Below are 22,941 nucleotides of genomic sequence, written 5' to 3' on the forward strand. Positions count from 1 at the left end.
TCGGGAGCAGCGCTCCCCGCGCCCGCCGGGTCAGGCCTCGATGACGAGCGGCACGATCATCGGCCGGCGGCGGGGTAGCTGGAGTTCACCCAGCGGCCGACGACGCGGCGGATGGTCTGGGACAGGGCGTGCTGATCGCTGACTCCGCTCTGCACCGCCTCCTCCAGCGCCTTCGCGATGCGCGGCTTCACCTCGTCGAAGACGCGGTCGTCCTCGGCGAAGCCCTTGGCGTGGATCTCGGGGCCGACGACGATGCGGCCCGTCCCCGCCTCCACGACGACGATGATCGAGATGAAGCCCTCCTCGCTGAGGATGCGGCGGTCCTTGAGATCGGCGTCCGTGATCTCGCCGACCGTCGAGCCGTCGACGTAGACGAAGCCGAGATCGAGCTGCCCGACCCGGGTGACCGTGCCGTCGAGGAGGTCGAGGACCGTGCCGTCCTCGGCGATGATCGTGTTCTCCTCCGCGATGCCCGTGTCGCGCGCGAGCTTCGCGTTCGCGACGAGGTGGCGGTACTCGCCGTGCACCGGCATGACGTTGAGCGGCTTGAGGATGTTGTAGCAGTAGATCAGCTCGCCGGCCGCCGCGTGACCCGAGACGTGCACCTTGGCGTTGCCCTTGTGCACCACGGTCGCGCCGAGCCTGGTCAGGCCGTTGATCACGCGGTAGACGGCGTTCTCGTTGCCGGGGATGAGGCTCGACGCGAGGATGACGGTGTCGCCCTCCCCCGGCTCGATCTGGTGGTCGAGGTTCGCCATGCGGCTGAGGACCGCCATCGGCTCGCCCTGGGAGCCGGTCGACGTGTAGACGATCCGGTCCTCGGGGATGTCCCCCGCCTTCTTGAAGTCGATCAGCACGCCCTGCGGCACCCTGAGGTAGCCGAGGTCGGCGGCGATGCCCATGTTGCGGACCATCGAGCGGCCCAGCAGCGCGACGCGTCGCCCGTTCGCGTGCGCGGCGTCGAGGACCTGCTGCACGCGGTGGACGTGGCTCAGAAGCTCGCGACGATGACGCGGCGCGACGCCTTCGCCATCACGCTCTCGATGACCGGGCCGATGTCGCGCTCGTTCGGCGTGAATCCGGGGACGTCGGCGTTCGTCGAATCGACCATGAAGAGGTCGATGCCCTCCTCGCCCAGTCGGGCGAAGGCGCGGAGGTCCGTGATCCGGCCGTCCAGGGGCAGCTGGTCCATCTTGAAGTCGCCGGTGTGCAGGACTGAGCCCGCGTCCGTGATGATCGCGACGGCGAGCGCATCCGGGATGGAGTGGTTCACGGCGACGAACTCGAGCTCGAAGGGCCCCGAGGTTCTCGATGTCGCCCTCCTTCACCGCCAGCGTGTACGGCTTGATCCGGTGCTCCTTGAGCTTCGCCTCGACCAGCGCGAGGGTGAGCGTCGAGCCGATGAGCGGGATGTCGCGCTTGAGCTTCAGGAGGTACGGGACGGCGCCGATGTGGTCCTCGTGGCCGTGGGTCAGGACGACGCCCACGATGTCGTCGAGGCGGTCCTTGATCGGGGAGAAGTCGGGGAGGATCAGATCGACGCCCGGCTGGTTCTCCTCGGGGAAGAGCACGCCGCGGTCCACGACCAGGATCTTCCCGTCGATCTCGAAGATCGTCATGTTGCGGCCGATCTCGCCGAGACCGCCCAGCGGGATGATGCGCAGCGTGCCGGCCGCGAGCTCCGGCGGGGTGATCACGGGACTGGGCATGCGCCCTCCTCTTCGTTCGGTTCTCGGTGGAGGTGCCGCTCGAGCGGCGTCAGCGTGTGGTGCCGGCGACCTTGGGGAGGGCGCCGCCGGCGGCCGCGTTGCGGTCGGGGCGGAAGTTGCGGAAGTCGACGCCGGGGATGTCGCGCACGAGGCCGAGCTCGTCCTCGATGAGCGCCGCCTCCGACTCCTCCGGGCCGACCAGGGGCAGGCGCACGCGCGGGGAGGAGATGCGGCCGAGACCGTGGAGGATGTACTTCGCCGCGACGGTGCCGGGGACGTGCGTCATCACGGCGCGCACGAGCGGCTCGAGCTGCTGGTGGGCGAGGGTCGCGGCACGCAGGTCGCCCGCGTTCACCGCGTCGACGATGGTGCGGTAGGGCGAGGACGCGATGTTGGCGGTGACGCCGATGAGGCCCGTCGCTCCGATCGCGAGCTCGGGCAGCACGTTCGCGTCGTCGCCGCAGAAGTACATCAGGTCGGTCTGATTGAGCACGCGGCTCACCTCGGACAGGTCGCCCTTGGCGTCCTTCACGGCCAGGATGTTCGGGTGCTTGGCCGCACGAAGGATCGTCTCGTAGCGGATGGGGACGCCGGTGCGCCCCGGGATGTCGTAGAGGATGACGGGCAGGTCCGTCGCGTCGGCGATCATCCGGAAGTGCGTGAGGATGCCGGCCTGCGTGGGCTTGTTGTAGTACGGCGTCACGATCATGTTGCCGTCGGCGCCGGCCTTCTCGCTCTGGCGGGCGAGCTGCATCGCGTGCGCGGTCTCGTTCGAGCCGCCGCCGGTGATGATCTTCGCGCGGCCCGCGGCGACCGACTTGCCGACCTCGACGAGGCGGATCTTCTCGGGGTCGGTGAGGCGTGCTGGTCTCGCCCGTGGTGCCGGTCACGACGATGCCGTCGGCGCCCGCGCGGATGCAGTCGTCGATGTGCTTCTCGACGCCGGGCCAGTCGACCTCGCCGTCGGCGGTGAACGGGGTGACCAGGGCGACCAGGACCTGGCCGAAAGGATTCTCCGGAGTTGACACGAGGCCAGGGTAGCGGGTCGGGCGGGAGTGGCCGGGGGCTTCGTCGGGCGGGGACCGATTCGTCGAGAGGACGCGGACCGGGGCGTCCTCGACGAGCAGGGCCCGCCCCGCGTCCACTGGAGCGGCTGCTCCGTTTCGAGTCGACGCGGAGCGGGCCTCGCGCGCGGAGTCGTCCCTGTCCGGGTCGACTCGCGCGCGGCGATCCGACGTACCAGAGGCCGCCCGACGGCTAGGGGGCGACGCGGCCGTTGGCGTTGAAGGCGGCGTAGGTGAGGGGCATGAGCTCCTCGAAGCGCTGCTCCATCTGCTCGGCCGCCATCTCGATCTCGCGCTGCGGGAAGGAGGGGAACGTCGAGTCCTCGCGCTTGGTGCGCAGCGAGAGGAAGTTCATCAGGGAGCGCGCGTTCAGCGTCACGTACATCGACGAGTAGATGTTGAGCGGGAGGACGATGCGCGCGACCTCGCGGGCCACTCCCTCGCCGAGCATCCGCTGGTAGGCCTCGAAGGCCTGCGTGCTCGCACGGCGGGTCTCGGCGACGACGAGCTCGGTCTGCTCCGGCGTGCCGGGCTCGAAGGAGTAGGCGCCGGGCTTGCCGACCTGCACGAGGTTGCGCTGGGGGCCGGGCACGTAGAAGACGGGCCGGAGCTCGCGGTAGCGGCCCGACTCCTCGTTGTAGGAGGCGATGCGGTGCCGCATGAACTCGCGGAACACGAAGATCGGCGCCTGCACGTAGAAGGTCATCGAGTTGTGCTCGAACGGCGAGCCGTGGCGGTCGCGCATCAGGTAGTTGATGAGGCCGCGGTCGCGCTTGCGCTGGATCTCGGCGTCGGCCTCCTCGGCGTCGAGCGCGCCGGCGAGGGTCTGCTCGCCCTGCGTCGAGACGCGGGCGGCGAAGAGGACGTCGGAGTCGTGGGCGCTCGAACGCACCAGCTCGACGACGACATCGGAGCGGAACTCGATCGCGTGCCCCTCTCCGTCGGAGTCCATGGGGAGTCGGCGCTCGTCTGCTCGGTCACCGGAACGACGATAGAGCACTCGGGGGGCCGGTCGACTCGCGACGCAACAACGTGCACGAGCGCGAGGATCGCGCCTAGCCTTCCCCCGTGGACCCCCTCCTGATCGCCGCCCTGCTGGCCGGACTCGTCGCCCTCGCGGCGGCGCTCGGCCTGGCCCACCGGCGCGCGAGCGGTCGTGTCCGCGCCCGGCCCGTCGCCTCCGCCGAGCGGATCGATCCCGCCTCGCTCCTCTCGGGGGCCGTTCTGGGCGCCACGGCGACGGTCGTCCAGTTCTCGACCGAGTACTGCTCCCGCTGCCCGGGCGTGCACCGGATGCTCGACGCCCTCGTCCGGGAGCGGGACGGCGTCGTCTACCTCGACGTCGACCTCACCCGCCGCGCCGACCTCGCCGACCGCTTCCGCGTCCTGCAGACCCCGACCCTGCTCGTCCTCGATGCCGACGGAGTGGCGCGCAGCCGCCTCAGCGGGGCCCCCTCCCGCTCCGTGGTGATCGACGAGCTCGACCGACTCCTGGAGAGGACCCCGTGACCGCTTCCGCCCCCGCCGGCCGCGTCGATCCGCGGGGTCCGCGCTTCGCCGCCTCCGTGACCGCGCTCCTCCTGCTCCTCACGGTCGGCCTGGCACTCGCCGCTCCGGCGCGAGCGGACCTCTCGGAACGGCTCGTGCAGCCGGGCTTCCTCCTGCTCGCCGTGCTCGCCGCGCTGTTCGCGTGGTCGGCGGCGCGAGGCGTCGGCTCCGGTCCGTGGGCGGTCGTGTTCCCGCCGGCTGGTCCGCCCGCGACTCGCGCCGCCCCGGGAGTGGGAGGACGCTCGCCCGCTCCGCTTCGCGCAGCTGGTCGGACTCGTCGTGACGGGCGCCGGGGTGCTCCTCCATCTCGCGGGTGTGCCGTACGCCGTGGCGGCGGCGGGCTCGCTCGCGTTCCTCGCCGCCGTCCTCAACGCGGTGTCCGGCCTCTGCCTGGGCAGCCGAGCTCTACCTGCTGCTGGCGCGCGCGGGACTGCTCGGGCGCTCGGCGGGCTCCCGGGCGTGAGGCTCTAGGCTGGGATGCGCCTCGCGGGCCGCCCGCAGCAGGCCTCGGGAGGCACTCATGAGCGACTCATCCGCACGGCACACCGGCGAATCGGACGGCGCAGCCGCGACCGGCGGCTCGACCCGCCGTTCCACCCGCGGGAGCGCTCCCCGGCCCGCGGTCCTGCCGCCCGTCGACCCCGCTCCCGCCCCCGCTGCGTCGGCTCCCGCCGCTCCTCTCAAGGTGCTGATCTCGGGCGCGAGCGGCATGATCGGCTCCGAGCTGGCCCGGCAGCTGCGCGCCGACGGCCACGAGATCTTCCGCCTGGTGCGCCACGCGCCCGAGAGCGCGGACGAGTACCACTGGGCTCCGACGTCGCACATGCTCGACTTCAGCGTGCTGGACCGCGTCGACGCCGTGATCAACCTCTCGGGCGCCTCGATCAGCCGCCTGCCGTGGACCTCGTCCTACAAGCGCGAGATCCTCGACTCGCGCGTGCAGGCGACGCAGACCATCACCGACGCGATGCGGATGGCCGCGACTCCCCCGTCGATCCTGCTCAACGCCTCGGCCGTGGGCTTCTACGGCGACCGCCCCGGTGAGGAGCTGACGGAGGAGTCCTCGCGCGGCGACGGGTTCCTGGCGGACGTCGTCGAGCGCTGGGAGCAGGCGGCGCACCTCGCACCGGAGTCGACCCGCGTCGCCACGATCCGCACCGGTCTCGTCCTGGGTCGCGGCGGAGCACTCAAGCCGCTGCTCCCCCTGACGAAGCTCGGCCTCAGCGGTCCGCTCGGCGGCGGCGAGCAGGTCTGGCCGTGGATCAGCCTGTACGACGAGGCGGCGGCGATCCGCCACCTCCTGACCTCGACGCTCTCTGGTCCCGTCAACCTCGCCGGGCCGACTCCGGCGACCGCGAACGAGATCATGAGCACCCTGGCCGAGCAGCTGCACCGCCCGTTCAAGCTGCCGGTGCCCGAGAAGGTCATCGAGCTCGCACTGCGCGACGCCGGCCACGAGCTGCTGCTCTCGAGGTCAGCGACTCGTCCCGCAGCGCCTCCTCGACGACGGCTTCGTCTTCCGGCACCGCACGGTCGCCGAGGCGCTGGAGTGGGTGCTGGCGTGAGCGCCGACGCTCCGGCTCAGGCCGGAGCGTCCTTCTCGAGGCCGATGGAGGTCCGGATCGCTCCGCGGGCGCGCTTGCGGTCGCCGCTCGCGTCGTAGGCGAGACCGAGGCGGTACCAGGCGCGCCAGCTCTTCGGATCGGCGTCGACCTCGGCGGCGTAGCGCGGGAAGAGGGTGTCCGCCTCCTCCCGGAGCGGGCGCCCGCTCGCGCGGGAGTCGAGGACCTCCTGCGGCAGCGCGTCCTCGGCCTCCAGCCGACGGGCGAGCCGCTCGGCGCGCAGCCCGAACAGCAGCTCACGCACGAGGCCCCACACGCCGACACCGCCGAGGATGAGCAGTCCGAGACCCATCACGATGCCGGGGACCGTTCCCGCCGCGAACGCGACGACGGAGTACTGCAGGCAGACGAAGAGGTAGAGGGCGAGCAGGACCGCCATCAGGACGACGCCGATGCGGGTCCTCACGGGGTGCTCGTCGCGGCGGCGGCCTGACCGGAGGGTGCGTCGTCGGCCGGGACCTGCTCGGCCGGGGCGCGCTCGGCGAGGGCGCCGCATCGAAGGCCGCGCGGAGGTCGAGCAGGGCGTCGAGTCCGACGACGACGCCCGTCGTCGAGCGCACCGCCTGCAGGGCCTTCAGGATGCCCGCCTCGTACGACGCCGGCGACGACGTGTCGTGCCGGAGCGTGACCGTCTCTCCGGTGCCGCCGAAGACGACCTCCTGGCGCGCCTCGACCCCGGGCAGCCGCAGGCTGTGCACGGGGATGCTCGCGGACCTGCTGCCCGCGGGCGCGCTGGTCGGTGTGCGGCGCCTGCACCGGTCCGAGCTCGGCCCGGGCCTGCAGGATGAGCTCGGCGGTGCGGACGGCCGTGCCGGAGGGCGAGTCGACCTTGCGCGCACCGTGGGTCTCGACGATCTCGACGGCGTCGAAGAAGCGGGCGGCGACCGTGGCGAGGGCGGTGGCGACGACGGAGCCGAGCGAGAAGTTGGGGATGATCACCACTCCCGCGTCCGGCTGCTCCTCGACGCTGCGCCGCAGCGCCGCGATGCGGTCGCCCGTCCATCCGGAAGTCCCGACGAGCACCTTCCGGCCGTTCGCGACGGCGAGGTCCACGATGCCCTGGCTGACGGCGGGCACCGTCATGTCGACGACCACGTCGGCAGCGAGCATCTCGTCCGGGTCGCTCCGGGAGCCGAGCCGGGCGACCAGCTCGAAGTCGTCGGAGGCCTCGATGAGCGAGCAGGTCAGGGAGCCGAGTCGGCCGGACGCGCCGACGACGGCGACGGAAGTAGTCACCCGGTCAGCGTAACAACGGCGGTGCTCACCGGTGCAGGCGCCGCACCAGCGTCAGCACCCGCGCTCCCGAGAGCGGGTGCGCGAACGGCACGCGGACGGCGTCCATCCGCTCGTCGAGTAGAGGCCGCGTGCGGCCGTGTTGCCCTCGAGCACGTGCAGGACCGCCTCGTCGGCCACCCGCGCGGCGGACTGCTCCGCTGCGACCAGGAGCGCGCGTCCGAGGCCGCGGCCCCAGCGGTCGGGGTGGACGGCGAGCATCGAGAGGTACGCGGCGCCCGGCGGGTCGGTGGCGAACCCCGTCCCCGGGGCTCCGACGAGCACGAAGCCGACCGGTGCGCCGTCCTCGTCCGCCACGAGGAACGCGATGCGCTCGGAGCCGAGCTTCGCGAGAGCCCGGGCGCGGACGCCGGGGCCGACGGGCGCGCCGTCGCGCGCCGCGGCCGAATCGCACCAGAGTCGACGCGCCCCCTCGTCCTCGGAGCATCCCGGCCGCAGCACGGCGCTCAGTACGGCTGCGCCTCGGGCAGTCCCGTGCGCAGCTCCACTGGGAGGTGCGCGAGGTCGTTGTGCACGACGAGCACGGGGGGCTTGCGCGAGCGGACGCGGATGATTGTCCAGGCCGCAGTTGGCCTGGTTGACGCCGAGCCAGCGCCAGTCCGGGGCGTCGAAGACGTGGCGGACGAACCAGCCGATCACGAAGTTGTGGGTGATGAGGAGATCGTGCCTGTCCTCGCGCGAGGGCGAGGAACTCGGAGACGGCGTCCTGCATCTGCGCGTGGCCCGCCTCGATCTCGGCCGGAGTGACGCTGCCGAAGAACGAGTCGAAGGCGCGCGGCATGTCGGGGGTCGGCCCGGACGGGATGCAGTCGAACAGCAGCGACGACGGCTCGATCGAGAGCCGGGCAGCACCGCGCGGAACCGGGCGGCGGTCTCCTCCGCCCGACGCAGCGGGGAAGTGCCAGGCGCCGGTGAACGGGACGCCGCCGAGCCGCTCGGCGATGAGACGGGCCTGCCTCTCGCCCCGGGCCGAGAGCGGGCCGTCAGGGCATCCCGTGCTCGGCGTCCTGCTGCTCGCCGTGACGGACGAGGTAGATGTAATGGGACACGTGGGGCTCCCCGGGTGCGGCGCGACGGTGCGCGGTGGGCGGTCGTTCGCGAGAACTGTCGTTCGCGAGAACGGATCAGACGGCGGGAGCGCTCTCGGTGTCGACGACTCCAACGAAGGTCGACGCGTCGACCGCGCCGACCGCCGAGATCGACGCAGGCCCCCCGGCCAAGTCTGCCGCGAGAGCCTGGACATCCTCCGCGCCGACGCGCGCGAGACGGCGCAGGCTCTCGTCGAGGTCGACGAACTCGCCGAACGTCAGCTCGGCGCGGCCCAGCCGCGACATCCGCGTGTCGGAGTCCTCGAGCGCCAGAGCCGCAGCACCGGACAGCTGCCCGTGCGCCCTCGCGATCTCGTCGCGGGAGACACCGTCCTCGGCGAGGCGGTGGAACTCCGAGACGAGCAGCTCGGCGACGGTTCCCGCCTTGGCCGGCGTGCTGGCGGCGTACAGACCGAAGAGGCCGGCGTCGGAGTACGACGGTGCGAACGAGTAGACCGAGTACGCGAGGCCCCGCTTCTCGCGGATCTCCTGGAAGAGGCGAGGAGGACATCCCGCCGCCGAGGATCGAGTTGAGCACCCCCATCGTCATGCGGCGCTCGTCGGCGGCGGCGAGGCCCGGGAAGCCGATGAGGACGTTGGCCTGCTCGGTCGGCCGGTGCACCGAGCGAGGCGCGCTGCCGCGCGCGTACGCCGCCTCGCGGCCCACGCGCCGGGCGACGGGCGCCGACGGCACCGAGAGGTCCCAGCCGTCGGAGTGGAGCACGCGCTCGAGCTGCGCCACGAGCGACTCGTGCTCGACGGCTCCGGCGACCGTCACGACGAGGTCGCGCGGGCTGTAGGCGGCGCGGTAGTGGGCCCACACCGCCTCGCGCGTGGCCTCGCGGATGGTCTGCGGGCTGCCGCCGATCGGACGGCCGAGCGGGTGCTCGCCGAACACCGCCTCGAACAGGCGCTCTCCGGCCACATCGGCCGGATCGTCGTCGGCCATGGCGAGCTCCTCGAGGATGACCCCCGCTCCGTCTCGAACTCGTCGGGGTCGAGGAGGCTCGACGTCGCCATGTCGCCCAGGACCTCGACGGCCATCGGGAGGTCGCGGTCCTGCACTTTGGCGTAGTAGCGGGTGTACTCCTTGGCGGTGAGCGCGTTGTGCTCCCCGCCCACCGAGTCGAAGGCCACGGCGATGTCGAGCGCCGAGCGCGAGCGCGTGCCCTTGAAGAGCAGGTGCTCGAGGAAGTGGGTCGAGCCGAAGTTCGACGGCGCGGCGGGGCGGTCGCCCTCTGCGGCGCGGGCGGGCTGCTCGTCGCGCGACCCGGCGGCGACCCAGAAGCCGATGGTCGCGCTGCGGGCGCCGGGACGGCCTCGCTCAGGATGCGCAGGCCGCTGGGCAGGACGGAGCGGCGGACCAGCGATCCACCTGCCGCCCGGACCGTCGTCTCGGGCTGGTCGAGGGGAAGTGCGACGCCGTGGTTCATCCGACCCACACTAGATGACCGGGCGCCGACGTCGGCGTCTGACGGCGGGTCAGCGCTGAGCGCGCTCGAGCGCCGCCAGGTGAGGAGCATCGAGCTCAATCGAGACTGCGCGCACGAGCGTGTCGATCTCGGCCGGCGAGGACGGCGCGACGGACGCGGCCGTCACGCCCGGGCGGGCGAGCAGCCAGGCCAGCGCCACGGCCGCGGTGCTCGCCGACAGCTCGGCGCCGATCGCATCGAGCGCCGTGAGGACCCGCCGCCCGCGCCGACCCAGGTGCACCGATGCCAGAGCGCCCTCGGGCAGCGCGCGCAGCCTCGCGGCGGGTGCGCGCCGAGCCGTGCAGGAACCCGTGCGCGAGAGGAGCCGTCGAGACGACCGAGAGGCCCTGACCGGACGCCACCAGCCCGAGGTCCCCCTCGGCCTCCGAGCGCTCGAGCAGGCTGTGCGCGGACCTCCACCCCGGCGAAGCGGGGCAGGCCGTGCCCGGCGAGCACGCGCGCCTCGAAGAGCTCCTCGGGCGCGAATCCGGAGGCGATGACCGTGCGGACCTGGCCGCGGGCCAGCAGCACCTCCACCGCACTGAGGAGCTCGTCGAGGCGCCCGGCGCCGTCGGGGCGCACGGAGAGGACGTCGAGGCGATCGGTGCGCGGGCGCCGCAGCGACTCCTCCACCCAGGCGACGAGGGCGCGGGGCGAGGGCTCGGCGCCGGCCCCGGGTCCCAGGCGGCCGAGGAGCTGGAAGCGGTCGCGATCGCGGTGGCCCGCCAGCCAGCGCCCCACCGTCTCCTCGCCCGCGGCCGAGGCCGCGGTGTCGGTGACCACGACGCCGTTCCCGCCCCACGCCGCGTAGCGCTCGAACAGCTCGGGGCCGCCCTCCGCGCCCCGGCGACCGAGGACGGCGGCGTCGAGCAGGAGGGGGAACAGCGCCTGAGCGGAGTCGCCCAGCGAGCGGCGCACGGTGTGGGCGACGACCGGACCAGTGTCGCTGACGGACCCCTCGGACGCGGTGGCGAGTGCTCCGTGACGCGAAGTCCTCACCGTCGCGCGGGCCTTCAGCCTCGGCACGCCACCACTCTCCCTGCGGCGGCTCGGGTCCCGCCACGACCGAGGTAGTCGAGCGCCGAGCGGGCGCCGCGAGGCGGTGCGGGACGGTTCGCCAGATCGTTACACGGGCGACTCCTCCCCCCGCTGCGAAGCTCCTCCGCTGTCCACCGATGACGGTGCGGCGCCCCCTTCGCGACCACGCGCCGGGGGCTAGATTCGGGCCTCATGGAGCCCCTCACCCCGCCCCCGTCCGCACCCTGGTGGACCAGCGCCGTCGTCTACCAGATCTACCCCCGCTCGTTCGCGGACTCGAACGGCGACGGCATCGGCGACCTCGGCGGCATCCGCTCCCGACTCGACCACCTGGCCGATCTCGGCGTCGACGTGGTGTGGCTGTCGCCGGTCTACCCGTCGCCGCAGCACGACAACGGCTACGACATCTCGGACTACGAGGACATCGACCCCCTCTTCGGCGACCTCGCGGAGTTCGACCTCCTGCTCGCCGAGGCGCACGAGCGCGGCCTCCGCATCGTGATGGACCTCGTGGTCAACCACACGAGCGACGAGCACGCGTGGTTCGCCGAGTCGCGCTCCTCGCGCGAGAACCGAAGCGCGACTGGTACTGGTGGCGGAAGGGACGCGCCGCGGCGGGCGGGTCGCCCGAGCTCGACGCGGCCGCGGAGGCCGGCCTGGAGGTCGCCGAGCCCAACGGCTGGCGCTCGTACTTCTCCCGGCCCTGCGTGGACGCGGGACGCCGCGACGGACGAGTACTTCCTCCACCTGTTCGCGGTGCAGCAGCCCGACCTCAACTGGGAGAACCCCGAGGTGCGCCGCGCGGTGCACGCGATGATGAACCGCTGGCTCGACCGGGGCGTCGACGGCTTCCGGATGGACGTCATCAACCTGGTGTCGAAGAACCTCGACGAGATCGACGGGACGGGCGGCGGGACCGGCATCGTCGGCGGAGTCGGCCCGCGGCTGCACGAGTACCTGCGCGAGATGAACGAGGCCGTGTTCGCCGGCCGCGAGGGCGCGTACCTGACGGTCGGCGAGATGCCGGGAGTGACGCTCGAGGAGGCCGCCCTCGTCACCGATCCCGAGCGCCGCGAGCTCGACATGGTGTTCCAGTTCGAGCACGTCGGCATCGACCACGGCGTCGACAAGTTCCACCCTGTGCCGCTGGACCTGGTCGCGCTCAAGGCGAATCTCGCCCGCTGGCAGGACGGCCTCGCCGAGCGCGGCTGGAACAGCCTCTACCTGAACAACCACGACCAGCCGCGGCTGGTGTCGCGCTTCGGCGACGACGGACTGTTCCGCTACGAGTCGGCGACGCTCTGGGCCACCCTCCTGCACCTGCCAGCGCGGCACGCCTACATCTACCAGGGCGAGGAGATCGGCATGACGAACGTGCCCTTCTCGGGCATCGAGGACTTCCGCGACGTCGAATCGCTGAACTACTACGCCGAGGCGGTCGGCGACCGCGGCGAGGACCCGGAGCAGGTGCTGGCGGGACTGCGCGCGCAGAGCCGCGACAACGCCCGAACCCCGGTGCAGTGGGACGGCACCCGGAACGCCGGCTTCACGACGGGCGAGCCGTGGATCCCGGTGAACCCCAACTCCGCCGAGCTGAACGTGGCCGCCGACCGCGCCGCGGAGCGCTCGGTCTTCGAGTACTACCGGGCGCTGATCGCGCTCCGGCACGCCGACGAGACGGTCCAGCTGGGCCGGTTCTCGCTGCTCGAGCCCGAGCATCCGGCACTCTTCGCGTTCACCCGCACCGGCGCGAGCGAGCTGCTCGTCGTCGGCAGCGTCTCGGGAGAGCCGCTCGAGGTGCCGCTGCTCGAGGAGTGGACGAACGCCGAGACGGTGCTCGGGAACGTCCCGGGTGCCGCGGGAACCACGCTCGGTCCGTGGGAGGCGCGCATCCTGCGCCGCTGACCGGGGGCAGGGGTCCTCGGGGACCCCCGCCTCACGCGAGGCGCGGTCGAGCTGGAGCGATCTCGCTGCGGGTCAGCGGCGGGGCGGCCGCTCCGAACACGGACTCGGGCTCGGCGGCGCCCCGTTGCGCGGACGATCGCGGCCGAAGACCTCCTGGTGCGAGAGCACCCAGGCGAGGCGACGGTGCCGGGGTTCGTGCCGTGCGCCTCGGCGACCTCGTCGAGGACGGCCAGCACCTTCGTGCCGTGGCGCCCGGCGTAGTCGAGGGCCGCCTCGAACATGACCGACTGCGGCTCGTCCGAGCGGTGGCGCAGGACACCCGTGAGGAAGCCGCTCGCGAGCGGCAGGCGCGCGAGCGTGCCCAGGCCCTGGCGCTCCACCTCCGGGGCGACCTCGGACTCGTAGTGCTTGCGCTCCATGAGGTTGTACTCGGCCACCACGACAGAGAAGACCGGGAGGCCCTGGAGGGTCGCGACCTCGTGGGCGCGGGCGAAGAGCTTCGCCGCTGAGGTGCGCGGCGCCGAGGGCGCCGACGGAGCCGTTCGCGAGGAACGGGGCGACGGCCGCGAGGCTCTCCTCGATCGGCACCTCCGGGTCCTCGCTGTCGAACGAGAGCAGATCGATGCGGGTGCCCAGGCGCTCGAGGCTGCCCTCGACGGCTGCTCGCACGTCTCCGGGCGCCAGGCCCGGTGGCGTCCGAGGTGGCGGCCGACCTTCGTGGCGACGAGCATGCGCTCGCGAGCACCGCTCGCCTCGAGCTAGCGCCCGATCATGTACTCGCTGCGCCCCGTGGCGTAGTGGTCGGCGGTCGAGGTCAGCGTGCCGCCGAGCGCGGCGCAGCGTCGAGCGCCTCGGTGGTGTCGTCGATCCCGGCGGCCCAGCCGAGGGCGGAGCCGTCGAGGGCGAGCGGGTGCACGGGGAGGCCGAGGTGAAACCGAGGGTGCGGTGGTGCCCGGGAGAGCGTCTCCGGCTCGAGGGCCAGGGGCGTCGGGTCGGTCACGGTGTTCCTCCGGTCGGGGCGGTGCGACGGCGCGGTTCCGCCACGCTACCTCATCGGCCCGGGAACGACGGACGCCCGCCCCACCGGAGTGGGACGGGCGTCACGACGTGCGGGAGGATCAGCTCTCGACGGGAGCCTCGACCGGCGCCTCGGCGTCGGCCTCCTCGGCCACGACGGGCGCGAGGGACAGCTTGCCGCGATCGTCGATCTTGGTGATCTGCACGAGCAGCTTCTGGCCGACTCCGAGGACGTCCTCGACGTTCTCGACGCCGCCGCCGGCGAGCTTGCGCACCTCGCTGATGTGCAGCAGTCCGTCCTTGCCGGGCAGCAGCGAGACGAACGCGCCGACACGTGGCGAGCTTGGCGGCGGTTCGAGGAACTGCTCGCCGACCTCGGGGTTCGTCGGGTTCGCGATCGCGTTGACCTGGGCACGGGCGGCCTCGGCCGACGGTCCGTCGACGGCGCCGATGTAGACGGTGCCGTCCTCCTCGATGGAGATGTCCGGCGCCGGTCTCGTCCTGGATCGCGTTGATCGTCTTGCCCTTGGGGCCGATCAGCTCGCCGATCTTGTCGACGGGGATCTGCACCGAGATCACGCAGGGCGCGGTCGGGGCCATCTCGTCGGGCTGGTCGATCGCGGCCGTGAGCACGGCGAGGATCGTGCTGCGCGCGTCCTTGGCCTGCTTGAGCGCGGCGTCGAGGACCGACGACAGGATGCCGTCGAGCTTCGTGTCGAGCTGGATCGCGGTGACGAACTCGGCGGTGCCGGCGACCTTGAAGTCCATGTCGCCGAGCGCGTCCTCGGCGCCCAGGATGTCGGTCAGCGCCGCGTAGCGGGTCTGACCGTCGACGACGTCGGACACGAGGCCCATCGCGATGCCCGCGACCGGGGCGCGCAGCGGCTACCGGCGTTGAGGAGCGACAGGGTCGAGGCGCGGACGGAGCCCATCGACGTCGAGCCGTTGGAGCCGAGAGCCTCGGACACCTGGCGGATCGCGTAGGGGAACTCCTCGCGCGAGGCAGCACCGGCACGAGGGCGCGCTCGGCGAGGAAGCCGTGCACGATCTCGCGACGCTTCCGGCGACCCGACGCGACCGGTCTCACCGGTCGAGTAGGGCCGGGAAGTTGTAGTGGTGCAGGTAGCGCTTCTTGGTGACGGGCGACAGCGAGTCGATCTGCTGCTCCATCTTGAGCATGTTCAGCGTGGTGACGCCCATGATCTGGGTCTCGCCGCGCTGGAAGATCGCCGAGCCGTGGACGCGCGGGATGACCTGCACCTCGGCGTCGAGCGGACGGATGTCCGGCCAGGCCGCGACCGTCGATGCGGACGCCGTCGCGGAGGATGCGTCCGCGGACGACGACCTTCGTGACGCCCTTGTAGGCGGCGGAGACCTGTCCGTAGGCCTCGGCCGAGAGCTGACCGGACGCGATGCGCTCGGCGATCTGCTCCTTGACCTTCGCCTTGAGGACGTCGTCGGCGTCCTGGCGCTCGGTCTTGTCGGCGATCGAGTAGATGCGGACGAGCTCGTCGTAGCTGAGCTCGGCGACGTTGTCGTAGGTCTCCTGCGCGTAGGGCAGGAACACCGGGTAGTCCTTCACGGGCTTCGCGGTGTTCGCGGCCATCTTCGCCTGCGCCTCGACGAGCGCGCGGATGAAGGGCTTGGAGGCCTCGAGGCCCTGAGCCACGGCCGGACCTCGTCGGGCTCGGTGGCGCCCGCCTTGTTGAGGTTCCAGGAGCCCTCGGTCACCTCGGCCTCGACCATCATGATGGCGACGTCCGAGGCCGTCCGTCGTTGGTGGCGACGCGGCCCGCGACGGTGAGGTCGAAGACGGCGGTCTCCGAGCTGCGAGGCGCTTGGGGAACGCGATCCACTGGTCGTTGCCCGAGCCGTCCGACGCCTTGAAGCGCGAGGCGCACACCGGCGGTGGGGCCCGAGAAGGGCAGATCCCGAGATCTCTGGGTCGAGGCGCTCGCGGCGTTGATCGCGAGGCGCGTCGTAGAACTCGTCGGGAGCGATGCTCAGGACCGTAGGTGACGATCTGGACCTCGTTGCGCAGGCCCTCGACGAACGAGGGGCGCAGCGGCCGGTCGATCAGACGGCGAACCAGGATCGCCTCTGTGGAGGGGCGGCCCTCGCGGCGGAAGAACGAGCCGAGGATCTTGCCGGCGGCGTAGGAGCGCTTCCTCGACGTCGACGGTCAGCGGGAAGAAGTCGAGGTTGTCCTTCCCGGGTTCTTCGACGCCGACGTGGCCGAGGATCGCCCTCGTGTCGTCGTCGAGGTGCGCGGCGACCGCTCCCTGAGCCTGCTGCGCGAGGCGGCCGGTCTCGAAGCGGACGGTGCGGGTGCCGTACAGAGCCGTTGTCGAGAACGGCTTCGGCGAATGTGATTTCAGGACGCCTGCGGGTTCTGTCTCCTTCAACGTATGCGGCGGCGCTGCGTTCTGGGCACCGGCGTTCGTCGGAGCAGAGTTCCGGTCAGGAATCGGGGCGATTCCCACGGCAGGGCGTCGCCGCCGTGCCGTCGTGTGGAGCCGGCGTTCGTGCTGGCCACCGGTGAGCATCCGGGTCGCCTCCTGTGCGACGACGCCGCACCTGTGAACCGGGACTCCACCACCGAGGACCAGCTTCCGCACCGGCCTGCTCGTGGTTCGAACCCGGTGACGGCCGGCGGCCGCGACGTTCAGGTACCAGGTTCATGCCCATCAGGGCGAGGTGCTCCAGGGCCAGGAAGCGGGGTGCCGCGCGGTGCCGGGGGTGCCGGTCAGCCGCGGGTCTCGTGCATCCGGCGCACGCCGGAGCGCGCCCTTGACCGTCACGATCCGAGCGGGCACGCGAGGCCGCCTCCCCGCCTCCGACGTGGTCGCGCGAGTGCCGCGTCGACGGCGTTCTCGGAGGCCGCGCACGCGGCTGCGAAGCCGACGAGGTCGGAGGAAGCCGGTGGTTCGCGAGCCGGCAGGAAGCCGGCATAGGACGCGTCCGCGCTGCTCCTCCTCGGAGGGTGCGGCGCGGGATGACCGCCGTGATCTCGTCACTCGCCGAGCGCGAGCACCCGGGCGAGCTCCTCCTGGTGCGGCGTGCTGTCGGCGAGGGGTGAGCAGCGTGTCCACCGCGGCGGGACTTGGGCAGGAGGTCGTAGTCGTAGATCGTCGAGCTCCCCGATCCGCCGGTCGTTCGCGGGCAGGGGGTTCTGGTCGTCGGTCGCGGCCGAAGGAGAAGAGCTTCATGCCCCCATTGTGACCGCCAGGCAGGCCTGCGCGAGGTGCGGATCAGGCTCGGGAGCGGAGCATCCGGCCGATCACCGCGGCGAGCACCCAGCACCAGCACCACGGCGACGAAGGCGAGGGGAGGACGGGGACGGCGGGCAGGAACGCCAGCGCGGCGCCGATCGCGAGGACCGGCACCGCGAGACCGAGGTACGCCGCGAGGAACATGCCTGCCAGCACCTCGCCGCGCGCGGCGTCGAGGGCGAGGAGCCCGCGACCCGCGAGGGACAGGCGTGAAGAGGAGCCCGACTCCGGCGCCGGCGGAGCACTCCCCCGGCCACGAAGGGCGCGACGGCGGCGGCGGCCGCGACCGCGACCTGTTGCGCCAGGAGCCGAGCCGGCGGTTGAGCGGCCGCCGAGAGCAGCAGCGCCGGGCGGGCGGGCAGCCGTGCCGACACCAGCTGCGCCACGCTCCTGCGCGAAGACCCCGAACGACACCGCGCCGGCGAGCAGGTGCGACGTCTCGCCGAAGCGGACGGCGAGGAAGGTCAGGGCGACGAGTGAAGAGGCCGGGCAGCGAAGCCCGCGGGCGCGCCGACCGCGGCCGAGAGGAAGGCGCCGCGCGACTCGGCGGGGACGGCGAGCCGCTGCGGGCGGTAGGCGGGCAGGATCTCCCGGCGCTCGACGGTCTCCGGCACCAGCGCCACTGCGACGCCCAGCACGACGAGCAGCACGAGGAAGACCTCGTAGGGCACGACGAAGCGGCCGGTCGACCGTCACGGCGAGGATCCCGCCGACGAGCGGGCCGAGCGCGAGTCCGCCCATGTTGACGAGGGTCGAGACGGCGCGCGAGGTTCCCGGGCCCTCGTCGGGACGCGCCACCGCGCGCAGCTCGGACAGGTGCGCGGTCGCGGTCGCCGTGAGGGCGCCGACTCCGAGCCGGTCAGCAGGCGTGCGACGAGCAGCCCGGGCACCTCCGGCCAGAGCAGGAACACGACGGCGGCGAGCACCTCCACGAGGATCGACGCGAGCAGGATGCGGCGCCGTCCGAGCCAGTCGCTGACGTGGCCCGCGAGGAAGAGGCTGGCGACGACTCCGACACGCGTAGGCGGCGGCGAAGACGACCGTCACGACGACGGCGGGGAAGCCGTCGCGCTCCTGGTAGATCGCGTAGAGCGGAGTGGGGACCGTCGAGAACGCCATGACGGGTCAGGAAGGCGACGGCGATCACCAGAAGCCGTGCCGATGCGGGAGCTCGGGGCGGCGGGAGCGGGCGGGGCGGTGGGGCGGGTGGTGAGGTCCGATGCGGTCACGTGATCAGAGTCCTCCCGGGCACTGTGCGTGTCCAACGGAGGATCTCGGTCCGATTGATCGGTTTCGACGCATAATGTGCGCATGGACGATCGTCAGCTCGCCGCCTTCGTCGCGGTCGCCGAGGAGCTCCACTTCACCCGGGCCGCTGCACGGCTGTTCGTGGTGCAGTCGACGCTCTCGGCCAGCATCCGCGCGCGCTCGGGCTCGAGCTCGGCTCGGCGCTGTTCGAGCGCTCGACGCGCCGGGTCGCGCTGACCGCGGTGGGCGAGGCGCTGCTCCCCGAGGCGCGGAGGGCGATCGACGGCCTCGACCGGATGCCGCTCGCCGCCGAGGACGCGGCGGGACTGCGGCCGCGTCCGGGTGGGGACCTTCTCGGGGATGGACCTCGTCGACCTGCCCGGGGCGCTCGGGGCGTACCGGCGACGGCATCCGCTCGTCGATCTGCTGCTGAGGACCTCGCCACCGGATCCACCGGGCTCGCCGAGGACCTGCCGCCGCGGGCGGCTGGACGCGGCCCTGCTCGCGCCGCCGAGCGGCGGGCTCGCGGATCTCGCGGCGACTCCGCTCGTGCGCAGCGGCTACGTCTGCTGGTCGCCGACGGGCATCCGCTCGCCGAGGCGGCGGCACCTGTGCCGGCGGACCTGACGGGCGAGACCTTCGTCGACACTCCCGGCGGCTTCGGCAACCGGGTGAGCGTGGACCGGGCCTTCCTGGCCGAGGGCGTGCCCCGGCGGGTGGCGACCGAGGTGGCCGACCTGCCGGGATCCCGCGCTTCGTGCAGGCGGGTCTGGGGGTGGCGGTGTGCCGCGCGTCGAAGTGGCTCCACTCGCGGGCGTCACCGCGATCGACCTCGACTGGCCGGGGCTCGAGTGGGGGCTCGGTCTGCACGGCGGCGCAGCCGGTCCGCGGCGGTCCAGGCGCTCACCGCGCTCTCCGGGAGCGCCGGGACGCTCGGGCGTGCTGAACCCGCCCTGGCCTCGAGCAGCGGGCCGCGGACGATCGAGTCGCCCGAGTGCGCCGGATCGCCGTCGAGCGGCTCCTCGGAGACGTCGACGAGCGGGTACTGCGCGAGGTCGAGATCGGCCGGGACGCGGCAAGCGCCCCCTCGGTGCCGTCGAAGCGCCCCCAGGGGCACGAGTGCCGACGTCGGCCGCGAGGAGCCCGGACCTCGCGGTAGCCGTCGCCGGAGCCGTCGGTGTCGAGATGCACGAGCGAGCTCGCGACCGCCGTCGACGTCCTCGAGCTCGGCGGTGCCCGTCGCTCCCTGCCAGGCCGGGAAGGCCTCGAGCTCGGCGCTCGCCAGCACGACGGCATCAGCGCCGGTCCGCGACGCCTGCACGCACCGCCCGCGACGCCGACCACGAGTGCCGCGCAGGCGGCGACGGCCGGTGGAGGACGAGGCGGCTCGTGCGGCGTCGGCGGCGGCGCTCGGGACGGTGCCGCGCGGTCGAGTCGGACGCGGTCGGGCCGGACGCGGACGAGTGGGCCGCAGAGGAGCCGGACGCGCCGAGCCGGGCGCGGACTCCGCGTCGGCGACCGGGCCGCCACCGGCGCCGCACGGACTCCTCCAGGCCGAGCTCGTCGCGGATGCGGGTCCACACCGCGGCCGACGGCGACTCGAGGCTCGAGCGCACGGGTGTCGCGGCCCAGCTCGGCGACGTGCCCGGGCTCAACGAGCTGCCGGGCGCAGTCGAGGGCACTCGGCGAGGTGAGCGTCGGCGCCGTCGGTCGACTCCTCGCCGAGGCGAGCAGGGCGATCTCGTCGGGATCCAGGTGGGTCACGGGGTGCTCACCTCAATCGGGTGCGGAGTCTGTCGAGGCTGCGGCGGATGTGGCTCTTGACGGTGCCGAGCGGGAGCCCGGTGCGCTCCGCGATCTCGGCGTGGGTCGGATCGTCGTAGAAGGCGAGGCTCGCGGCCCGGCGCGGGACCGGGTCCAGCCGCGCGAGCTCGTCCGCGACCAGGACCTTGGCCTCCAGATCGACCGGGGTCGCCCCTCCTCGATCGGAGCGACCGCGACGAGGGCCTGGGTGAGACGGCGCTCCCTCGAGCGTTCTCGTGGGCGTCGGCGATGCGGTTGCGCGAGATGCCGACCAGCCAGGCGCCGAGGGCGGCTCGGCCGGGATCGAAGTTCTGCCGGCCGGTCCAGGCCGAGACGAAGACGCGCTGCACGACGTCCTCGGCGTCTCCGCGATCGCCCAGCGAGCGAAGGGCCAGGGTGAACAGCAGGGGCGACCAGCGCGCGTAGGCCTCGGAGAGCGCCGACTCGTCGCCCGCCGAGAAGCGGAGCCCGAGACGGTGCACGACGGCGCGCTCGTCCTCGGCCCCGTCGAGGGGCTCGCTGGGAAGGGCGTCGGACAGTTCGATACTCCACCAGGTGAGGACGGCGCGGTGCCCGAGCGGCGAGGCTGCGCTGCGGCGGTCGCTGCGCGCTGTCGTACGCGGGGCGGTCGCGGTCGCGGAGTCACGGTGACGGCACCGCCGTGACGAGCGACGTTGCTGAGGTAGTGGCGCGTGTCGTAGTCGAAGTCGCCACCGCAGGTGATGAGCACCAGGCGGGTCGCGCCGTCGCGGGTGAAGACGGCGGAGAGGTCGACCGAGCTCTTCTCGGTGGTCTCGACCGTCGAGACGGTGAAGGAGCGCTCGACGCCGTCCTCGCCCGTGAGGCGGACGGTCTGACCCGGCTGCGCCTTCTTCAGCTCGGCGAACGGGCCGAGCCCGTAGGTGAGCGAGTCGACGTGCGCGGCGACGACGATCGTGCCGTCGGGCTCGTCGAGACCGGCGCCGAAGCGGTACCAGCCGGCGACATCGGTGTCGGGGACGAGCTCCATGGTGCCGTCGTCGGCGACTCCGACGGGCTCGAGGGGCATGTCGACCGGCAGCCCGTCGACGACGAGCCTGGTCGGCGCGACGACCGCGGGAGCGAGGGTGGCACCGAGGCTCGCATCCGCGAGGGGCACGGAGGGCACAGCGGGAGGTGACGAGGAGGGGATCGCGCGGTCGGCGCGGACGAGGGCTGTTCCGACGAGACGCTCGCGTCAGGGGCGGGCACGACCCGGCCGCCTGTGCCGAGCATCCGGCGAGGCCCGCGCCGACCGCGATCGACCCGGTCGCGACGAGGACGCGCAGACGGAAGGGGCTCCGGCTCGCGACGTCCTCCAGTGTCGAGATCGGGCGGACCGGTCCGGACGCGTCCCAGCGCGTCCGGACCGGTGGTTCGTGCCGCGGGTCGGCGTCCCGCGGCGGCCTTGCGACGGCCGATCAGGGTCGCTCCGGCGAGACCGAGAGCGGCGAGGGCGGCAGCGCCCACCATCCCGCGGCGGCGTCGGTGCGGTTGTCGGCGGCGAGTCCGGCCTCGCCGGCGGGGACGCCGGACGGGGTCGAGTGCAGGCCGTCGATGGTCTGCGTCGCGAGGCGAGGTTGCCCTTGTCGAGGCTGCCCCAGGCGTAGACGATCGTGTTCGCGCCCTCCTGGACCTGGACGTCGGCCGGGCCGATGACCGGGGCGGTCGTTCCGGTCGCCGCGACGACGGTCGAGATCGTCGCCGGAGCGAGGTTCAGGATGCCCTCGTTCGGGTTGGTGACGTTGGTCAGGACGGGCGAGCCGCCGGCCAGGATGTCGACGGCCGGAGCGGCGGCGATGTGACGGACGGTGAGCCGGCCCTCACCCGCGGCGGTCGCGGAGATGTCGTTCGGGAACAGCGTCGCGGTGGGGGTGTTGTCGGTCTTCAGGTGCGCGGCGACGGTGTAGCTCTTGCCCGCCTCCAGGGCGAGGTCGACCAGGCCGATGACCGGGGCGCTCGCGTCGGCCGCGTCCGCGGCCGTGATCGCCACGGTGTAGGTGCCGGTCGGCAGGTCCAGCGGGCCCGCGAGGGTGCCGGGGGTGAAGTCGTCGAGCGTCAGTGCTCCGTTGACGTACACGTCGACCGGGGTGTCGGGGACCGCGTGGAGGACGTACAGGTCGGCCGAGTCGGCGTCCGCGGCGTTCGCCGGTGCGGCGGCGAGCCGACGACGGCCAGGTGCCGACGCAGGCGCCGGTCAGGAGACGACGGGAGAAGCGGGTGGTGTTCACGGTGTTCCTCTTTCACGATGGGACCCGGTGAGGGGTCGGTGGGTGCTCGAGAAGGGCCTTCACGGACTACTTCCGGACGGAGGCCGTCGACGGATGCACGCAGCCGGGAATTTGTTCGAGGAATTCCGATCCGTCCCGCTCCTGCTCCCGATAAGGCCTGGTCGGCGCCGCGGCCCGGGGTTACGATCCCGACGAGAGGGAGTCCCGGATGGTGCGACGCAGCACCCCGCGACCGCGTCGGGCACGCGAGATCTCCGCGCGGCTCGGGCGCCCCCGGCTCCTGGGCGTCGCCGCAGCGGCCGCCGCCGCCTCGGCCGTGCTGGTCCTGGCGCTGGGCTCGCTCGCGCCTCTCGCCGACCTGCCCGCCTCGGCGGGCGCGGCACTCGCGGCGTGCGCGGACGCGCAGGGAGCTGCTCGCCCCTCCCCGGTCTCGGCGATCCCGATCCGGGACGACTGCTCGCCTGCTCCGACCGGGACCACCGGATCCTGACGATCCACGACGCGCACGCCGTCGTCTGGGTCCTCGGGGACGCCTCCGTCCGCGGTGTCGTCAGCCGGGCGGGAGGGTGAGCGAGGCTGGCTGCGCGCTCCTGCACGCCGCCCGCTCAGGACG

18 protein-coding genes and 9 pseudogenes are annotated in these 22,941 nt (G+C 72.9%); 7 read left to right on the top strand and 20 right to left on the bottom strand.

All coding sequences use genetic code 11. The annotated features are described in order from the left end of the window. Window positions 1-30 precede the first annotated feature (30 nt). From AC0CII_RS00105 to thyX, 3 genes and pseudogenes are all read right to left on the bottom strand, one after another. Window positions 31-1,709, bottom strand: a pseudogene (locus AC0CII_RS00105) (ribonuclease J). Window positions 1,710-1,758: 49 nt separating this feature from the next. Next, window positions 1,759-2,737: pseudogene (gene dapA / locus AC0CII_RS00110) on the bottom strand (4-hydroxy-tetrahydrodipicolinate synthase). Between the two features lie 229 nt (window positions 2,738-2,966). Further along, window positions 2,967-3,725, bottom strand: a complete 759-nt coding sequence (thyX, locus tag AC0CII_RS00115) for an FAD-dependent thymidylate synthase (RefSeq protein ID WP_207405880.1) — start codon at window positions 3,723-3,725, stop codon at window positions 2,967-2,969. 116 nt (window positions 3,726-3,841) lie between these two features. On the opposite strand from thyX, the gene AC0CII_RS00120 reads away from it, so the two are divergent. From AC0CII_RS00120 to AC0CII_RS00130, 3 genes are all read left to right on the top strand, one after another. After that, window positions 3,842-4,282, top strand: a complete 441-nt coding sequence (locus AC0CII_RS00120; protein WP_465226078.1) for a TlpA family protein disulfide reductase — start codon at window positions 3,842-3,844, stop codon at window positions 4,280-4,282. A gap of 237 nt (window positions 4,283-4,519) precedes the next feature. Next, window positions 4,520-4,792: a DUF4395 family protein gene (locus tag AC0CII_RS00125; RefSeq protein ID WP_465228402.1), complete on the top strand. Its 273-nt coding sequence runs from the start codon at window positions 4,520-4,522 to the stop codon at window positions 4,790-4,792. 49 nt (window positions 4,793-4,841) lie between these two features. Continuing rightward, entirely contained in the window at window positions 4,842-5,984 is a 1,143-nt protein-coding gene (locus tag AC0CII_RS00130; RefSeq protein WP_465228328.1) for a TIGR01777 family oxidoreductase, read from the top strand. On the opposite strand, the gene AC0CII_RS00135 is transcribed toward AC0CII_RS00130, so the two are convergent. The 6 genes and pseudogenes from AC0CII_RS00135 to AC0CII_RS00160 form a co-directional block, all read right to left on the bottom strand. Then, complete coding sequence (locus AC0CII_RS00135; protein ID WP_207407778.1) at window positions 5,903-6,349, bottom strand: hypothetical protein; 447 nt, start codon at window positions 6,347-6,349, stop codon at window positions 5,903-5,905. The genes AC0CII_RS00130 and AC0CII_RS00135 overlap by 82 nt on opposite strands. Then, window positions 6,346-7,179: pseudogene (gene dapB / locus AC0CII_RS00140) on the bottom strand (4-hydroxy-tetrahydrodipicolinate reductase). Before dapB ends, AC0CII_RS00135 begins: the two are co-directional and overlap by 4 nt. 51 nt (window positions 7,180-7,230) lie before the next feature. Next, complete coding sequence (locus tag AC0CII_RS00145) at window positions 7,231-8,088, bottom strand: GNAT family N-acetyltransferase (RefSeq protein ID WP_465228329.1); 858 nt, start codon at window positions 8,086-8,088, stop codon at window positions 7,231-7,233. A 272-nt stretch (window positions 8,089-8,360) separates the two neighbouring features. Then, window positions 8,361-9,757, bottom strand: a pseudogene (locus AC0CII_RS00150) (M16 family metallopeptidase). Window positions 9,758-9,806: 49 nt separating this feature from the next. Beyond that, window positions 9,807-9,956, bottom strand: coding sequence for a hypothetical protein (locus AC0CII_RS00155; protein ID WP_465228330.1), 150 nt, complete (start codon window positions 9,954-9,956; stop codon window positions 9,807-9,809). Next, window positions 9,920-10,822, bottom strand: coding sequence for an aldo/keto reductase (locus tag AC0CII_RS00160; protein WP_465228331.1), 903 nt, complete (start codon window positions 10,820-10,822; stop codon window positions 9,920-9,922). The genes AC0CII_RS00155 and AC0CII_RS00160 overlap by 37 nt, the downstream gene beginning before the upstream one ends. A gap of 204 nt (window positions 10,823-11,026) precedes the next feature. Between AC0CII_RS00160 and AC0CII_RS00165 the strand changes: the two genes are divergently transcribed. Next, a complete protein-coding gene (locus tag AC0CII_RS00165) occupies window positions 11,027-12,739 on the top strand; it encodes a glycoside hydrolase family 13 protein (RefSeq protein ID WP_465228332.1) in 1,713 nt (570 codons plus the stop codon). A gap of 72 nt (window positions 12,740-12,811) precedes the next feature. Here the strand turns inward: AC0CII_RS00165 and AC0CII_RS00170 are convergent, their stop codons facing one another. The 5 genes and pseudogenes from AC0CII_RS00170 to AC0CII_RS00190 form a co-directional block, all read right to left on the bottom strand. Then, window positions 12,812-13,408 carry a hypothetical protein gene (locus AC0CII_RS00170; protein WP_465228333.1) on the bottom strand — a complete coding sequence of 199 codons (597 nt, stop codon included), beginning with the start codon at window positions 13,406-13,408 and terminating at the stop codon, window positions 12,812-12,814. A gap of 145 nt (window positions 13,409-13,553) precedes the next feature. Next, window positions 13,554-13,739, bottom strand: coding sequence for a hypothetical protein (locus tag AC0CII_RS00175; protein WP_465228334.1), 186 nt, complete (start codon window positions 13,737-13,739; stop codon window positions 13,554-13,556). A gap of 118 nt (window positions 13,740-13,857) precedes the next feature. After that, window positions 13,858-16,129, bottom strand: a pseudogene (locus AC0CII_RS00180) (polyribonucleotide nucleotidyltransferase). A 314-nt stretch (window positions 16,130-16,443) separates the two neighbouring features. After that, entirely contained in the window at window positions 16,444-16,965 is a 522-nt protein-coding gene (locus AC0CII_RS00185) for a hypothetical protein (protein WP_465228335.1), read from the bottom strand. A 42-nt stretch (window positions 16,966-17,007) separates the two neighbouring features. Beyond that, a complete protein-coding gene (locus AC0CII_RS00190; protein WP_465228336.1) occupies window positions 17,008-18,147 on the bottom strand; it encodes an MFS transporter in 1,140 nt (379 codons plus the stop codon). Between the two features lie 192 nt (window positions 18,148-18,339). Here AC0CII_RS00190 and AC0CII_RS00195 point away from each other — a divergent pair, with 192 nt between their 5' ends. Both AC0CII_RS00195 and AC0CII_RS00200 read left to right on the top strand, forming a co-directional pair. Further along, the gene (locus AC0CII_RS00195; RefSeq protein ID WP_465228337.1) at window positions 18,340-18,513 is read left to right on the top strand and encodes a LysR family transcriptional regulator; all 174 of its coding nucleotides are present in this window, start codon (window positions 18,340-18,342) and stop codon (window positions 18,511-18,513) included. 123 nt (window positions 18,514-18,636) lie between these two features. Then, window positions 18,637-19,127, top strand: a pseudogene (locus tag AC0CII_RS00200) (LysR substrate-binding domain-containing protein); the annotation flags it as partial. On the opposite strand, the gene AC0CII_RS00205 reads toward AC0CII_RS00200, so the two are convergent. The 6 genes and pseudogenes from AC0CII_RS00205 to AC0CII_RS00230 form a co-directional block, all read right to left on the bottom strand. Then, on the bottom strand, window positions 19,094-19,597 hold the full coding sequence (locus tag AC0CII_RS00205; RefSeq protein WP_465228412.1) for a hypothetical protein: 504 nt from the start codon (window positions 19,595-19,597) through the stop codon (window positions 19,094-19,096). The pseudogene AC0CII_RS00200 and the gene AC0CII_RS00205 overlap by 34 nt on opposite strands. Beyond that, entirely contained in the window at window positions 19,572-19,892 is a 321-nt protein-coding gene (locus AC0CII_RS00210; RefSeq protein WP_465228413.1) for a hypothetical protein, read from the bottom strand. Before AC0CII_RS00210 ends, AC0CII_RS00205 begins: the two co-directional genes overlap by 26 nt. A gap of 155 nt (window positions 19,893-20,047) precedes the next feature. Continuing rightward, the gene (locus AC0CII_RS00215) at window positions 20,048-20,452 is read right to left on the bottom strand and encodes a sigma factor-like helix-turn-helix DNA-binding protein (protein ID WP_465228403.1); all 405 of its coding nucleotides are present in this window, start codon (window positions 20,450-20,452) and stop codon (window positions 20,048-20,050) included. Continuing rightward, window positions 20,370-20,561, bottom strand: a pseudogene (locus tag AC0CII_RS00220) (RNA polymerase sigma factor); the annotation flags it as partial. The gene AC0CII_RS00215 and the pseudogene AC0CII_RS00220, both read right to left, overlap by 83 nt. A gap of 218 nt (window positions 20,562-20,779) precedes the next feature. Continuing rightward, a pseudogene (locus AC0CII_RS00225) lies at window positions 20,780-21,127 on the bottom strand (class F sortase); the annotation flags it as partial. A gap of 359 nt (window positions 21,128-21,486) precedes the next feature. Continuing rightward, window positions 21,487-22,261: pseudogene (locus AC0CII_RS00230) on the bottom strand (DUF4397 domain-containing protein); the annotation flags it as partial. Between the two features lie 275 nt (window positions 22,262-22,536). On the opposite strand from AC0CII_RS00230, the gene AC0CII_RS00235 reads away from it, so the two are divergent. After that, window positions 22,537-22,818: a hypothetical protein gene (locus tag AC0CII_RS00235; RefSeq protein ID WP_465228338.1), complete on the top strand. Its 282-nt coding sequence runs from the start codon at window positions 22,537-22,539 to the stop codon at window positions 22,816-22,818. Window positions 22,819-22,941: the final 123 nt, after the last annotated feature.

This window comes from Rathayibacter sp. AC182 (genome assembly GCF_979253875.1).

Coding starts and splice junctions, on each gene's coding strand:
- thyX (WP_207405880.1), bottom strand. CDS start 3,725: ATGGACTCCGACGGAGAGGGGCACGCGATCGAGTTCCGCTCCGATGTC.
- AC0CII_RS00130 (WP_465228328.1), top strand. CDS start 4,842: ATGAGCGACTCATCCGCACGGCACACCGGCGAATCGGACGGCGCAGCC.
- AC0CII_RS00165 (WP_465228332.1), top strand. CDS start 11,027: ATGGAGCCCCTCACCCCGCCCCCGTCCGCACCCTGGTGGACCAGCGCC.
- AC0CII_RS00185 (WP_465228335.1), bottom strand. CDS start 16,965: ATGAAGCTCTTCTCCTTCGGCCGCGACCGACGACCAGAACCCCCTGCC.
- AC0CII_RS00190 (WP_465228336.1), bottom strand. CDS start 18,147: ATGGCGTTCTCGACGGTCCCCACTCCGCTCTACGCGATCTACCAGGAG.
- AC0CII_RS00195 (WP_465228337.1), top strand. CDS start 18,340: ATGGACGATCGTCAGCTCGCCGCCTTCGTCGCGGTCGCCGAGGAGCTC.
- AC0CII_RS00235 (WP_465228338.1), top strand. CDS start 22,537: ATGGTGCGACGCAGCACCCCGCGACCGCGTCGGGCACGCGAGATCTCC.